We start from the raw sequence: 13,120 nt of genomic DNA, 5'->3' as shown, positions 1-13,120 counted from the left end.
TCAGAACGCGGCGCGGATCGCGCCGACGGGGCGCCCGGCGCCCAGCACGTCACGCTCGCGCAGCGACGCGACGGCCTCGTGGTCCACGCCGTCCCCGTCGAACGCGCCCAGCGCGTCGAGGGCCGTGACGAGGACGGGAGCCAGGGGACGCTCGCCGCCGTCGAGCACCTTGAACGCCACGGCGCGGCCGTCGGGCAGACCCGCGGCGAAGATCCCGTCAGCGCCGTCCTTGGCGACCAGCCCGGGGACCGCGCGCATGAGCGTGGTGGTGGGCCGCTGACCGCCGGCGACCATGTCGGGATGGGCCGCCATGGCGCGCGCGACGCGAGCCTCGGCGGACTCCGGATCGCTCGTCGGAGCGGCCGCCACGCGGGCGAATCCCCGCGCGAGGCCCGTGACCGTCGTGGCGAACAGCGGCGCTCCGCAGCCGTCGACCGTCTCGGTCGTGACGGGCACGCCCGTGAGCTCGCCGACGGTCTCGCGGATCGCCCGCTGGAGCGGGTGGTCGGGCTGCAGGTAGGTCTCGGTGTCCCAGCCCGCGGTGACGCAGGTCAGCAGCATCGCCGCGTGCTTGCCCGAGCAGTTCTGGCTGATCCGCTCGGGACCCTGCCCGGCGGCGAGCCAGTCGCGCATCGCGGTGGATCCCCACGGCAGGTCGGGCGTGTTGCGCAGGGCCCCCTCGTCGAGGCCCGCGCAGGCCAGGATCGCGAGCGCGCCGGCGACGTGGTCGGGCTCGCCGTTGTGGCTGGCGGCGGCGAGCGCCATCAGCCGATCGGGCAGGTCGAGCCCGTGACGCACCATCGCGACCGCCTGGAACGGCTTGACGCTGGACCGCGGCCACATCGTCACGCCCGGGTCGCCGAGCTCCAGCACCGGCTCGCCGTCGGCGCCGAGCGCCACGAGATGGCCCAGGTGCACCGACTCGACGAGCTCGCCGCGCACCACGTGCGCGAGCGGGGCGGCGGTGAGGGTCGAGACGTCGTTCGGGGAGTCGGCGCGGGTCACTCTCGGAGGATACTCACGCCACCGGCGACCCGCTTTGGGACACTGGTCGGGTGAGAGTCTCGACGAAGGCCGACTACGCGCTGCGCGCGCTGATCGAGCTGGCGGCCGAGCCGGGCGACAAGCCGGTGACCGCCGACGAGCTCGGACGACGCCAGGACATCCCCCACGGGTTCCTCCAGTCGATCCTCGGCGACCTGCGCAAGGCCGGCGTCCTCATCGCCCAGCGCGGCCAGTCCGGCGGCTGGAGGCTCGCCCGACCCGCCTACGCCGTGACGATCGCCGACGTCATTCGCGCGGTCGACGGCCCGATCGTCTCGATCTACGGCCTCCGTCCCGAGGCGGTCACGTACAACGGTCGCGCCGAGAGCCTCAAGCCCGTGTGGATCGCCGCGCGCGACGCCCTGCGCGAGGTGCTGGAGACGGTCACGATCGAGCAGCTCGCCGAGGGCAACCTGCCGTCGTCCGTGCTCAAGCGCACCGAGCACACGGAGGCGTGGCAGTCGCGCTGATCCCCGCCGGCCGTCAGCGCGCGAGCGCCGCGAAGGCGTCGTAGATCATGTACGCCGGCCAGAACAGGCCCTGGAAGATCGCGTATGCGTGCTCCCAGAACCCCTCGGCCTCGGTCCAGAACCACACCCAGGCCCCGAAGATCCCGAGGCCGTAGATCGCTCCACCGCCGGCCGCCGCGCCGGCTCCGCCGTCCGCCATGTCACGCCTCCCGTGATCGCGGGGCAGGATGCCCTCCTTCACTGTCCCGAACGGTGGGGTCCACCGGCAACGACGACCTCCTGACCAGCACGCGGGGCTCATACTCGACCCATGCCGGAGACCATCCCGATCCTGCCCAGCGCGGACTTCGACACCACCGCGACGTTCTGGCGTGACCTCGGCTTCGTCGAGCGGGGCCGGTGGGACGAGTACCTCGTCCTGCGTCACGAGGACCTCGGGATCGAGCTGCACTTCTGGCGCGACCTCGCCGTGGACCGGTGGACGAACGACGTGGCCTGCTACGTCCGCTTCGCCGATCCGGACGCCGCTCGGGCCTGTCACGCGGCCTGGAGCGGGGTGGAGGTGACCGCCCCGTCGGTCCTGAGCGAGCCACGGAACGAGCCGTGGGGAGCCACGGAGTTCCACGTCATCGATCCACACGGGAACCTCGTGCGGCTCGGCGGCTTCCCTCCGGTCAGCCCAGGAGACGAGCCGCCAGCTCGCGCGCCGAGCGCATGAGGCGCGCGTCGCCGTCGATCCCGCGCTGCGCGACGCCGCCCTCCAGGAGCAGGAACAGGTGCTCGGCCGTCGCGGCCGCGTCGAGGTCCGGCCGATCGGCCCGCACGAGCTCCTCCAGGCGCACCCGCACCGCGTGCTTGTGCGCACGGATCACGGCGTGCGCCGGGTGGCCCGCCGGCAGCTCGCCCGCGGCGTTGAGGAACGCACACCCTCGCTCGACCGACGGCGCGTCCTGCGCGTAAGCGTCGAAGACCGCCAGGGCGCGCGGTTCCGGTGCCTCCGCCAGTCGCTCGTCGAGACGTGCCCACCACGCGGCATGCCGGGCGCGCAGGTACGTGGCCACGAGCACGTCCTTGGAGCCGAACCGGTCGTAGAGCGTGCGCTTGGTGACACCCGACGCGTCGGCGATCGTGTCGACCCCCACGGCGTGGATCCCGTGGAGGTAGAAGAGCTCGGCGGCCGCGTCGAGGATGCGCCCGGCCGCGGGCGTGAGGTCGGGCGGGACCAGCTCGCCCTCGTCGGTGGTCATCGCGTCCATGCTCGCTCCCCTGCTGTTCACCGATCAGTGTAGTAGCGTCGAGACGTATTCACAGATCTGTGAAGTTAGGAGCCCGATGACCCGTCGCGAGGAGCTGGCACTGAGCGCAGCCGGCCTGTGCCTGATCGGTGCCTGCTACGGCCTCGCCCGGTTCGCGTACGGCCTGTTCGTGCCCTCGTTCCGAGACGAGTTCTCCCTCGACGCGACCGCCACCGGAGTCATCGCGTCCGGCGGGTACGTCGTCTACTGCGTGGCGGTGCTCGCCGCGTCGGTGCTCACGCCGCGGCTCGGCGCCCGGGGGGTGGCGGTGACCGCCGGTGCCTTCGCGACGGCGGGCACGTTGACGATCGCGCTCGCCGGCAGCACACCCGCGCTGGTGCTCGGCGTCCTGCTGGGCGGGGCGAGCTCCGGACTGGTGTCCCCCGCTCTCGCCCACGCGGTGGCGCACCGGGTGGCCTCGGAGCGACAGGGGCGCGTCCAGACGGTCGTCAACGCCGGCACCGGCGTGGGGGTCGCCATCGCCGGCCCGATCGCCCTGCTGACCCGCGACGAGTGGCGCGAGGCCTGGCTGTCCTTCGCGATCCTCGCCTCGCTCGCGACGCTCTGGGCCGCCGTCCGGGTCCCGGGCGACCGCGGTGACGCTCCGCCGACCGGACTGCTGCCGCGGCCCTTCTTCCCGCCGGGGAGCCTGCACCTCACGGTGGCCGCAGTCCTCGCCGGGGCCGCGAGCGCCGCCGTCTGGACGTTCGGTCGCGACCTCATGGTCGCCGAGGGGCTGGACGAGCAGGGGTCCACCGTCGCGTGGATCCTGCTCGGCGCCCTGGGCGCCGGCGCCGGCGATCTCGCCGCACGACTCGGGATCCCCGCGGCGTGGTCCGGTGCGACCCTCCTCCTCGCCGGCGCCACGGCACTGCTGGCCGTCGCGCCGGGCCGGCTCGCGACCGCTTCGGTGGCCGCCGCGTCCTTCGGCGCCGCCTACATCGCCGTCACCGGCCTGCTGCTGGTGTGGGCCACGCGCGTGCACCCCCGCAGTCCCGCCGCAGGCGTGGGCTGGGCGTTCCTCGTGCTCGCCCTCGGGCAGGCCGCGGGCTCGTCGGCCCTCGGCGCGGTCGACGAGGCCTCGGACGCGCGGACGACCTTCGTCGTGGCCGCCCTCGCGGCGGTCGTGGCCGCAATGGTCCGGCCGACCGCCCGGGTCAGCCCCGACGCGCCGCCGCGACGAACGCGCGGATGAGGTCGGAGGACTTCTCCCCCGGCGCGACCTCGACGCCGCTCGAGACGTCCACCCCACCGGGACGGACCGCCGACACGGCCTCGGCGACGTTGGCCGGCGAGAGTCCGCCGGCCAGCAGCCACCGGCCGTCGGGCGCGCGCTCGGCGAGCTCCGACAGGTCCCAGCGCTCGCCCGAGCCGGGCTTCGGCGCGTCGAGCAGCAAGGCCTCCTCGCCCCACGCCCCGACCTCGAGCGGCGGGTCGAGGTCGAGCGAGGTGGCCCGCCACACGCGCGGGACGACCGCGAGGGCCGCGGCGAAGTCGGCCTCGCCGTAGGCACGCCCGTGCAGCTGCAGGACGTCGAAGCCCAGCCGCTGCGCGGTCCTCGCCGCCTCGGCCGACGGGAGGTCGTTGACCACGAGCACGGTGTCGGCGGCGCCCGACGCCTCGACCACCGCGCGAGCCTCGTCGTCGGTGGCCCGGCGCGGGCTCGTCGCGTTCATGACGACGCCGATCGCGTCGGCGCCGGCGTCCACCGCCGCGCGCGCGTGCTCGGCCGTGCGGAGTCCACAGATCTTCACGTACACGCGAACCAGTCTCCCAGTCTCCCGACGCTCCAGTGCCGCGCCGGCCTAGACGGCCTGCGTCGGCGTGGGGAACAGCCGGTCCAGGACGTCGGTCATCGTGATGACGCCGTGGACCCCGTTCGTGCCCGGCGCGCCGACGACGGCGAGGTGGCTGCGCGACTCCCGCATCGACGCGAGTGCGCTGAACACCGGGGTGGTCGGGTCGAGCGCGAGCACCGGCCGGACGAGCGCTCGCACGGGGGCGTCCGGCTCGTGCAGCAGGGTGTCGCGCACGTGCACGAAGCCGTGCGTCGCGTCCTCCTGGTGGAGCAGGATCCGCAGGTGCCCGGACTCCTGCGCCGCCCGGCGCACGTCGGCCACGGTCGCGTCCGCGGGCACGCCCACGGGCTCCGAGTCCGCTGCGAGCAGCTCGGCCACCGTCAGCGACTGGAGCTCGAGCGCCACCGAGAGCTGGCTCGAGTAGGCCGGATCGAGCGTGCCCGCGGTGGCGGAGTGCGCGACCAGGTGACGCAGGTCGTCGCTCGTCTGCCCCGAGGCGACCTCGTTGGTCGGCTCGACGCCCACGCGGCGCAGGCACCGGTTGGCCAGCTCGTTCAGCCCCCGCAGCAGCGGACGCGTGAGCCACATGAAGCCGCGCATCGGCAGCGCCAGGACGGTCGCCGAGAGCTCGGGGTGAGCGATCGCCCACGACTTCGGCGCCATCTCGCCCACCACGAGGTGCAGGAACGTGACGATGATCAGCGCGAGGACGAAGCCCGCGACGTCGGCGACCCACAGGGCCATCCCCCAGGTCTCGAACCACGGAGTCAGCCAGTGGTGGACCGCCGGCTTCGTGATGGCACCGAGCGCCAGCGTGCAGGCGGTGATGCCCAGCTGGGACCCCGCCAGCAGCAGGGTCAGCTCGCTCGAGCTGCGCAGGGCCGCCCGGGCGGAGCGGCTCGTGCTGGCGGCGTCCTCGAGACGGTGCCGCTTGGCGGCCAGGAGCGCGAACTCCACGGCCACGAAGAACGCGCTGAGGGTGATGAGCGCGACGGTGGCGCCGACGATCAGCCAGGGGTTGCTCATCGGAGGGCCTCCTCGGCCTGGTCGTCGACGGGGGTGGTGACGCGGACGAGCGCCGGGACGTGCCGCTCGATCGCGAGCACCTCCACGCGCAGCAGCGGCGGCGCGACGTCCTCGGCGCCGACGAGGTCGGACGGGCGCAGCGGCAGCTCGACCTCGACGGTCGAGCCGAGCTCGGGCAGGGCGCCGTGGTGGGCGATGACGAAGCCGGCGATGGTCTCGTAGTCGCCGGGCGGCAGCTCGTGACCGATCGCGCGCTCCACCTCGTCGATGTGGACGTCGCCGCCCATCACCCAGCTGCCGTCGTCGGGCTGTGGCTCGGCCGTCGGGTCGTCGGGATCGTGCTCATCGGTGATCTCGCCGACCAGCTCCTCGGCCAGGTCCTCCACGGTGAGCACACCGGCGAATCCGCCGTACTCGTCGACCACGCAGGCCAGCTGCTGCCGCTCGCCGGTCAGGGCCTGGAGCGCGGCGGGCAGCGCCATCGTCGTGGGCAGGATGAGCGCTGGTCGCAGCAGGTCGGCCGCGGTGGGCTCGGCCGACCTGACGTCGGCCTCGAGCACGTCCGCGAGCTGGACGACGCCCAGCACCTCGTCGTCCTCGCTCAGCACCGGGTAGCGCGAGTGACCCTCGGCCATGACCGTGCGGATCTCGTCGAGCCCCGCGTCGGGGCGCAGCACGTCGACGCGCGAGCGCGGGATCATGGCGTGCTCCACGTCGGCCTGCGGGAAGTCGAGCACGCGGTCGAGCAGCGTCGACAGCTCGTGCGGGAGATCGCCGCTGCGCTCGGACTGCTCGACGATGTGCTCGAGGTCGCGCGGCGTGGCCGCGTGCTCGACGTCGTGCACCGGCTCGATGCGCAGCGCACGCAGGAGCGCGTTCGAGGCGGCGTCGAACAGCGTGATCAGCCAGCCGAACGCTGCGAGGTAGATCGTCGTCGAGCGGGCCAGCCACAGCGAGACCGGCTCCGGCCGCGCGATCGCGAGGTTCTTCGGGAACAGCTCGCCGAAGACCATCTGGACGAACGTCGACAGCAGCAGCGCGACGACCGTGCCGATCGCGATCCCGACGCCCGTGGGGACGTCCACGCCTCCGAGGGCGGTGCCGAGCGACTCGCCGATCAGCGGCTCGGCGACGTAGCCGACCAGCAGTCCGGTGACGGTGATGCCCAGCTGGGCACCCGACAGCATGAAGGACGTGCGGCGCGTCACGGACAGCGCACGCCGGGCCCGTTGGTCACCCTTCTCGGCCAGGGCGCCGAGCCGAGCGCGGTCGACCGCCATGTAGGCGAACTCCTGCGCCACGAAGTACCCGGTGACGGCGGTGATCGCCAGGACCACCACGACGCCGAGCAGCAGTGTCAGCGCCCACATCAGTTCTCATTCCCCCCGTCCGCGTCTTCCTCAGGTGCAGGCAGGGGGCTCGTACTGTGTATGTCCATGTCTCTCTCGGGTCGACGGCGGACGACGGCGTCGTCCATCAGAGTGAGGCGAGTCTAAGCGCCGCCCCCAACCGCGGCACGCCGGTGCGTGCGCTCGGGCCCTTTGCAGGGCAGGATCGGGCCATGGTCACGATCGGTCTGGTCCTCGCGGGGCTCGCCGCCCTGCTGCACGTGTACATCTTCGTGATGGAGTCCGTCACCTGGACGAGTCCGCGGACCCGCGCCACGTTCGGACTCAGCGCCCAGGAGGCCGAGGCGACGAAGCAGATGGCCTACAACCAAGGCTTCTACAACCTGTTCCTCGCCATCGTCACGGGCATCGGCATCGCCCTCGTCCTGTCGAACGAGGACGACGCCGGCGTGGCGCTCGTGCTCGCCGGCATCGGCTCCATGGCCGCCGCCGCGCTCGTCCTGCTGCTCTCGGACCGGAGCAAGGCCCGCGCCGCGATCACCCAGGGCACGCTTCCCGTGCTCGGCATCGTCGCGCTGCTCGTCGGCGTCCTGGCCTGAGCCCCGCGGGGCGTCAACGACGCGCGGCCCGGGTCAGCGCCGTGCCGATCAGGTCGTTGCGGATCTCGCAGCCCCGCGCGTTGACGTGGATGCCGTCGCCGAGCAGGCGGGACCGGCCGTCGCGCAGCCGCCGGGTGTTCTGTCGCGACCACTCGAGCACCTCGATGCCCCGAACGCTGCGCAGGGCGCGGTTCGCCGCGTCGTGCCCCGTCACGGCGTCGGCGTAGACGTCCACCCACACCAGGCGCGTGCGTCGCGGCAGCAGCTGGCGCGTCCGGACCACCTGGGCGCGAAAGGCGCGAACGTCCTTCAGGTCATTGGTGCCGACCGCCATGACGACGACCGGAGGAGCGCCGTGCCGGCGCACGTCGGCCGCCAGCGCGTCGACCGCGCTCTCGGTGTCACGGCCCCAGTGCGCGTCGACGGCGGTGCGGACGGTGACGATCCGCCGCAGGTGCTGCCGCGACTGAAACGTGATCGAGTCGCCGTACGTCCAGGCCCCGGCGCGTCGGTAGGTCGCCGGAGCGGACTTCGACATCGGTCGGGCGGTGCGAGACTCGGGCTCGCAGGGCGGCGCACCGCGGGCCACCTCGACCGAGGTGGCCGCGTGGGCGACGCCGGGCAGGAGCGAGAGAGCGACCGCGGCGGCGATCGCGACGACGACGTGCTTCACGGGTGATCGGCGCCTCAGAAGTCGCCCACCCACAGGCAGGTCTTGACGTGACCCCGACTGGGAGGCGAGTACCGCGCATCACCGTTGCAGCCCTCGGTGCCGCACACCAGCGATGCGTCCTGCGAGCTCGCGGCCATCCAGGCCGCGAGCCGCTTGACCAGGTCTTTCATGCGTGGATGCTCGCATCACGACAGGTGCCGTGACCGCGGATTCAGCAGAGATGACCCCGATGGGCCATGCGGGCGCCGGTCACGCCGCCCGCACCCGGGTCGGTCTCAGCCGACGGCCACCTGACGGCCCGCGAGGATCTCGGTGCGCTCGGACTCGGTGAGACCGCCCCAGACGCCGTACGGCTCCTGGACCGCGAGCGCGTGCTCACGGCACCGGTCGATGACCGGGCACGTGGCGCAGACGGCCTTGGCGTTCTCCTCACGGCGGTGCCGCTTCATCCCACGCTCAGCCTCGGGCGAGAAGAAGACCGAGGAGTCGGCACCCATGCAGGCGCCCTCCCACTGCCATTCGTAGGACTCGATGATGGGCGACGGAAGCCTCTTGATGTTGACCATGGAACTGCCCCTTCCCCAGGGGTGCGTACTGACGCGAGCTGGGTGCACAACTCGGTGAGTAGTCCGACCGTACTACGTAACTTATTCATGTGGCAAGCAACATGAATAAGTTTTTCTCAGGAATCGGACGTGCGAGCACGAGGTGAGGACCCAGCAATGCCGAGAGCCCCGGAACCGTTGCGGTTCCGGGGCTCTCCTCGGGTGGGCGATACTGGGTTCGAACCAGTGACCTCTTCGGTGTGAACGAAGCGCGCTACCACTGCGCCAATCGCCCGAGTGCGACGACCAGACTAACGCACACCCCCGGCGCAGCACGAACGGGGGCATCCCCGATGCCCCTCGTCCCTACGCCACCGCCCGAATCGTGCCGTCGCGCGAGTGAACGTGGGTGTGGCAGACGGCGCAGCGTCCGGTCATGACGCCGAGGTCCGTGGGTCCGCCGAGCGACCACGGGATCTCGTGGTGGACGTGGTCGATCGGGTTCCGGCACCCCTCGGTGGCGCACTCCCCGCCCTGCCGGAGCCAGATCGCCTGCCGCTGCTTCCGGGTGGCGAGACGTTCGGCCCGGCCGACGTCAAGGATCTTCAGGTTCGGCTCGATCCGCTCGACGAGCACGGGCGTGAGGGTGGCGCCGCACGCGAGATGGCGCAGCAGGTTCCGGCCGATCATCCCGAAGCCGACCAGCACGGCGGGCTCGCCGGCCTCGAAGGACGATTGCGCGCCCGGAGCCAGCGCCTCGCGCAGCGTCCCGGCCTCGACGATGACGTGCAGCTGGGGCGCCACGGTGCCGTCCGTGGGCAGGCCCTCGGCGAGGACACGGTCAAGGAGGTCGTCGAGCGCATCGACGCGCCGCTGCGCGGCCGTGCGCTCGTCGCAGGCCTCTCCGGGCGCGGAGGCGGCCGTGAGGAAGGCCTGGAGGCGTGCACCGGTCTGGATCGGCAGGAAGCCGTTCACGTGCCAGCCGTCCTCGAACCGGTGCACCTGCAGGTCACGTCGGTCCATACCGCGCAGCCAGGCCTCGTCGAGCGCCTCGGGGTGCATGACGTCCTTGAAACGGCGTGCCACCCGGCGCAGCTCGGTGGGCTCGGCCACGAGGGCCACGTCGAGCAGTGCCGGCTCGAGCTCGACCGTCTCGGGCTCCCCCACGTGCCGCAGCGCGAAGTCGAACGCCTTGGCGTGTTCGGCCGAGATCCGGCCCTGACGGTGGGCCTCGGCCATCGCCGGCAGCCGTCGCATCGCCCGCGCCGAGCGCAACCGCGAGCGGGTCTCGGCGGCGTCGAGACGCACCTCGCGTCGCGCCCAGGTCTGCACCGTGGACGCGTCCTCCTCGCGATGGACGCCCGTCTCCTCGATCGCGAGCAGCGACTCGGAGATCGCCGCGTCGAGCGCATCGCGCGCCGCGACCATCGCGCGCACCTCGTCGAGGGCGGACGACGAGACCGACCGCAGCGTCTGCGCGGCGTCGCGCAGACGAGCGATCACGGCGTCGCCAGCGGTCGTCGAGGTCATGGAATCGACACTAGGGACGACCACCGACACCGGGTCAGGGCGTCGTCACGGGTCGGTCGACTCGGCCTCCCGAGCACGCCAGATCTCCTGCGCGCGCTGGGTGATCGGGCCGGGTGCGGGCAGCTCGCGGTCGTCCACTTGACTGATCGCCTGGATCGTGCGTGTGGTCCCCACGAGCATCACCTCGTCGGCGTCGAAGAGGACCTCCAGCGGCGCGTCGCGCTCGACTACGTCCAGCTCGCCGGAGAGCCACTCGATGGCCAGCGCACGCGTGATTCCGGCGAGACAGCCCGAGTGCAGGGTCGGCGTGACGACCTGCCCGTCCAGCACGTACATCACGTTCGAGCCGGTGCCTTCGCAGAGGTGGCCACGCGTGTTCGCCATGACGGCCTCCGAGGCGCCGCGCGCCTTCGCGTACTCGACCATCTTGGCGTTCTCGGCGTACGACGTGGTCTTGAGTCCGGCCAGCGCGCTCCGCTCGTTGCGCGTCCACGGCACGGTCGCGATCCGGCTGACGGCGGGCGGGCGCTCGGCCGGCTCGGTGACCACGACGTGCGTGAGGCCACTGCTCCCCCGCGGCGAGCCCAGCGGGCCCTTCCCCGAGGTCACCGTGATGCGGATGCGTCCGAACGCGAGCTCCTGGCCGTCGATCGTCGCCGTGATCCCCTCGCGGAGCGCCCCGACGTCGGGTCGGCCGATCCCGAGACCTTCGGCGGACGTCACCAGGCGGTCGAGGTGACGCGTCATCGCGAACGGCTCGCCGTCGATCACGGCGGCCGTCTCGAACACTCCGTCGCCCACGACGAGCCCGTGATCGAGCACACTCAGGACCGGTTCGTCCGGTGATTCCAGCACCTCGCCGTTGATCCACGCCTTCATGACTCGACTGTAGGCCGACCCGGTTTTGAGTGCGCCACGACCATCGGCTAATGTTTCTTCTCGGCCGGTAACGCGGCCAGCGCGGATGTGGCTCAGTGGTAGAGCATCACCTTGCCAAGGTGAGGGTCGCGGGTTCGAATCCCGTCATCCGCTCGGAGAGGGTCTCGCCGGACCCATCTGCGGTGGGTTGGCCGAGAGGCGAGGCAACGGACTGCAAATCCGTTTACACGGGTTCAAATCCCGTACCCACCTCGCTGAAAACTGCATCACCACGGGCGATTGGCGCAGCGGTAGCGCGCTTCCCTGACACGGAAGAGGTCACTGGTTCAAACCCAGTATCGCCCACCCACTGAGAACCCCCGGGAGACCGGGGGTTCTCGCATGTTCAGGGCTGGTCCCCACGGGAGGAGCGACACCGAGTGTTCGGCGAGGTCCCCGTGCTGCCCGTGGTCGTGCCCCTCGCGGCTGTCGTCCTCCTCGTCCTGCTGTGGGTCCTGCACCGTCGGGAGCAGCTCACGGCGCCGCGGGCGTCGGTCGCGCTCGTGCTCTGCGTCTACGCCGCCGGAGTCGTGGCGAACACCGTGTTCCCGATCTACCTGGACATGCCCGGCGGCGACCGCCCCTGGCACGCGTCGCTGTCCACCGTGCCCCTCGTGGACTACGAGCTCGCCGACGCGGTGATGAACATCGTCGTGTTCCTGCCGGTCGGGGTGCTCGTCCCGCTGCTCGTGGCGGGTGCGTCCTGGCGGCGCGTCCTGGTCGTGGGAGCGGCGTTCAGCCTCGCGATCGAGGTGTCCCAGTACGTCGCGGCGCACCTCTTCCACGGCGGCCACGTCGCCGACGTGAACGACCTCCTCTTCAACGTCGCGGGAGCGCTGCTCGGCTTCGGTCTCCTCACGGCGCTGTCACGGCTCACGCGGGTCGACGTGCTGGTGCAACGGTTCAGCTGGCACTGACCCCGTCGCGATTCGAGGGCGGGGCCCCCGGCATGTGACAATCTCCGGGGCCCTTTCGCGACCTCGTCGCGGATCCGGCCCCCCAGTGACGACACGCCGTCTCACTCCCGCGTGCCGAGGCACGATCGGACGCGGCGGGCGCGCTATCTTCTACTGACTCAGCAGTAACGAACCCTCGGAGGAACCGGCGTGACGAGCCGTGCTCACTTGCCCTGGCGGCGCCTCGGACTCGTGGCCCTGGCCATCGCCGGCACCCTGATCGCCCTCGTCACCGGCGCCGGAGCGGCCTCGCCGTCCACGACGCCCGCGGCCAGCCCGACAGTCGCCCCGGTCACCGTGCCGGCGCAGCCCGAGACGATGCTCGTCATCGGCGACTCGTACTCCTCCTACTACGGCGACCGCCACAGCCGCTATCCCGGCTGGTGGGCCATGCTCGCCACCGACCTGGGCCTCGAGCCGCAGCTCGACGCGATGGGCGGCACCGGCTTCCTCTCGCGCAGCAGCAGCTGCGCGCACACCCGCTTTAAGGCCCGCCTCGACACGGTGCGCGCCGTCGACCCGCGCATCCTCATGATCGAGGGCGGCCGCAACGACTGGCGCCGCTGCACGCGCGACGGTCGCGTCGTGGAGGCCACCCGCACCGAGATCGAGCGGGCGACCGACGGCTTCTTCGCCGAGCTCGCCGGCGTCTGGGACGAGCTCGGTCATCCCCGCGCCGAGGTCTACGTCATGACGCCCTGGGGCACCACGAAAGCGCGTAAGGGCCGCATCATCCGCCCGATCGTGCAGGCCGCGGCCGAGCGCTACGGCTTCTCGTGGGTGGACACCGAGTCCCTGACCCTGGCCCAGGCACCCGACGGCATCCACCCCAACAACGACGGCAGCCGCTTCCTGCGCGACCAGGTCCTGCAGAACTCCGACCTCGCCGACCGCTTCCCCCGCGTCTGACGCCGTC

17 protein-coding genes and 4 tRNA genes are annotated in these 13,120 nt (G+C 72.1%); 9 read left to right on the top strand and 12 right to left on the bottom strand.

The window, feature by feature from the left end; genetic code table 11:
- Positions 1–1,005 (bottom strand): asparaginase, encoded by a 1,005-nt coding sequence (locus BJ975_RS05730; RefSeq protein WP_179424222.1) that lies wholly within the window; start codon positions 1,003–1,005, stop codon positions 1–3.
- Between the two features lie 50 nt (positions 1,006–1,055).
- Between BJ975_RS05730 and BJ975_RS05725 the strand changes: the two genes are divergently transcribed.
- The gene (locus tag BJ975_RS05725) at positions 1,056–1,514 is read left to right on the top strand and encodes an RrF2 family transcriptional regulator (RefSeq protein ID WP_179424221.1); all 459 of its coding nucleotides are present in this window, start codon (positions 1,056–1,058) and stop codon (positions 1,512–1,514) included.
- A 13-nt stretch (positions 1,515–1,527) separates the two neighbouring features.
- On the opposite strand, the gene BJ975_RS05720 is transcribed toward BJ975_RS05725, so the two are convergent.
- The gene (locus BJ975_RS05720; protein ID WP_179424220.1) at positions 1,528–1,713 is read right to left on the bottom strand and encodes a hypothetical protein; all 186 of its coding nucleotides are present in this window, start codon (positions 1,711–1,713) and stop codon (positions 1,528–1,530) included.
- A 111-nt stretch (positions 1,714–1,824) separates the two neighbouring features.
- On the opposite strand from BJ975_RS05720, the gene BJ975_RS05715 reads away from it, so the two are divergent.
- Positions 1,825–2,232 carry a bleomycin resistance protein gene (locus tag BJ975_RS05715; protein ID WP_179424219.1) on the top strand — a complete coding sequence of 136 codons (408 nt, stop codon included), beginning with the start codon at positions 1,825–1,827 and terminating at the stop codon, positions 2,230–2,232.
- Here BJ975_RS05715 and BJ975_RS05710 read toward each other — a convergent pair.
- Complete coding sequence (locus BJ975_RS05710; RefSeq protein WP_223303250.1) at positions 2,189–2,770, bottom strand: TetR/AcrR family transcriptional regulator; 582 nt, start codon at positions 2,768–2,770, stop codon at positions 2,189–2,191. The two genes, BJ975_RS05715 and BJ975_RS05710, sit on opposite strands and share 44 nt — an antisense overlap.
- Before the next feature lie 76 nt (positions 2,771–2,846).
- Here BJ975_RS05710 and BJ975_RS05705 point away from each other — a divergent pair, with 76 nt between their 5' ends.
- Complete coding sequence (locus BJ975_RS05705; RefSeq protein WP_179424218.1) at positions 2,847–4,004, top strand: MFS transporter; 1,158 nt, start codon at positions 2,847–2,849, stop codon at positions 4,002–4,004.
- Here BJ975_RS05705 and BJ975_RS05700 read toward each other — a convergent pair.
- Genes BJ975_RS05700 through BJ975_RS05690 form a run of 3 tightly spaced genes read right to left on the bottom strand, consistent with a single transcriptional unit; the run spans position 3,967 to position 7,004 of the window.
- Entirely contained in the window at positions 3,967–4,569 is a 603-nt protein-coding gene (locus tag BJ975_RS05700) for a phosphoribosylanthranilate isomerase (RefSeq protein WP_179424217.1), read from the bottom strand. The two genes, BJ975_RS05705 and BJ975_RS05700, sit on opposite strands and share 38 nt — an antisense overlap.
- 45 nt (positions 4,570–4,614) lie before the next feature.
- A complete protein-coding gene (locus BJ975_RS05695) occupies positions 4,615–5,634 on the bottom strand; it encodes a hemolysin family protein (protein ID WP_179424216.1) in 1,020 nt (339 codons plus the stop codon).
- The gene (locus BJ975_RS05690; protein ID WP_218845745.1) at positions 5,631–7,004 is read right to left on the bottom strand and encodes a hemolysin family protein; all 1,374 of its coding nucleotides are present in this window, start codon (positions 7,002–7,004) and stop codon (positions 5,631–5,633) included. The genes BJ975_RS05695 and BJ975_RS05690 overlap by 4 nt, the downstream gene beginning before the upstream one ends.
- 191 nt (positions 7,005–7,195) lie before the next feature.
- Here BJ975_RS05690 and BJ975_RS05685 point away from each other — a divergent pair, with 191 nt between their 5' ends.
- Complete coding sequence (locus tag BJ975_RS05685) at positions 7,196–7,582, top strand: DUF1304 domain-containing protein (RefSeq protein ID WP_179424215.1); 387 nt, start codon at positions 7,196–7,198, stop codon at positions 7,580–7,582.
- Positions 7,583–7,595: 13 nt separating this feature from the next.
- On the opposite strand, the gene BJ975_RS05680 is transcribed toward BJ975_RS05685, so the two are convergent.
- The 6 genes from BJ975_RS05680 to BJ975_RS05655 all read right to left on the bottom strand — a co-directional run bounded on the left by BJ975_RS05680 (position 7,596) and on the right by BJ975_RS05655 (position 11,209).
- Positions 7,596–8,255 (bottom strand): SGNH/GDSL hydrolase family protein, encoded by a 660-nt coding sequence (locus BJ975_RS05680; protein WP_179424214.1) that lies wholly within the window; start codon positions 8,253–8,255, stop codon positions 7,596–7,598.
- Positions 8,256–8,269: 14 nt separating this feature from the next.
- Positions 8,270–8,425 (bottom strand): hypothetical protein, encoded by a 156-nt coding sequence (locus BJ975_RS05675; protein ID WP_179424213.1) that lies wholly within the window; start codon positions 8,423–8,425, stop codon positions 8,270–8,272.
- A 105-nt stretch (positions 8,426–8,530) separates the two neighbouring features.
- A complete protein-coding gene (locus tag BJ975_RS05670) occupies positions 8,531–8,821 on the bottom strand; it encodes a WhiB family transcriptional regulator (RefSeq protein WP_179424212.1) in 291 nt (96 codons plus the stop codon).
- Positions 8,822–9,023: 202 nt separating this feature from the next.
- Positions 9,024–9,095, bottom strand: a tRNA-Val gene (locus BJ975_RS05665).
- Positions 9,096–9,166: 71 nt separating this feature from the next.
- Positions 9,167–10,330 carry an HNH endonuclease gene (locus BJ975_RS05660; protein WP_179424211.1) on the bottom strand — a complete coding sequence of 388 codons (1,164 nt, stop codon included), beginning with the start codon at positions 10,328–10,330 and terminating at the stop codon, positions 9,167–9,169.
- 45 nt (positions 10,331–10,375) lie between these two features.
- Positions 10,376–11,209, bottom strand: coding sequence for an aminotransferase class IV (locus tag BJ975_RS05655; protein WP_179424210.1), 834 nt, complete (start codon positions 11,207–11,209; stop codon positions 10,376–10,378).
- An 81-nt stretch (positions 11,210–11,290) separates the two neighbouring features.
- Here BJ975_RS05655 and BJ975_RS05650 point away from each other — a divergent pair.
- The 5 genes from BJ975_RS05650 (at position 11,291) to BJ975_RS05630 (ending at position 13,113) form a co-directional block, all read left to right on the top strand.
- Positions 11,291–11,362 (top strand) — tRNA-Gly (locus tag BJ975_RS05650).
- Positions 11,363–11,390: 28 nt separating this feature from the next.
- Positions 11,391–11,461 (top strand) — tRNA-Cys (locus BJ975_RS05645).
- Between the two features lie 21 nt (positions 11,462–11,482).
- Positions 11,483–11,554 (top strand) — tRNA-Val (locus tag BJ975_RS05640).
- A gap of 74 nt (positions 11,555–11,628) precedes the next feature.
- A complete protein-coding gene (locus BJ975_RS16690) occupies positions 11,629–12,165 on the top strand; it encodes a VanZ family protein (RefSeq protein ID WP_179424209.1) in 537 nt (178 codons plus the stop codon).
- Positions 12,166–12,372: 207 nt separating this feature from the next.
- Positions 12,373–13,113, top strand: a complete 741-nt coding sequence (locus tag BJ975_RS05630; RefSeq protein WP_179424208.1) for an SGNH/GDSL hydrolase family protein — start codon at positions 12,373–12,375, stop codon at positions 13,111–13,113.
- The last annotated feature ends 7 nt before the right edge of the window (positions 13,114–13,120 follow it).

The sequence above is a fragment of the Aeromicrobium tamlense genome, assembly GCF_013408555.1.
Taxonomy (GTDB): Bacteria; Actinomycetota; Actinomycetes; order Propionibacteriales; family Nocardioidaceae; genus Aeromicrobium; species Aeromicrobium tamlense.
The sequence above is the reverse complement of the archived record's forward strand: the minus strand, read 5'-3'. Positions and strand labels throughout refer to the sequence as shown.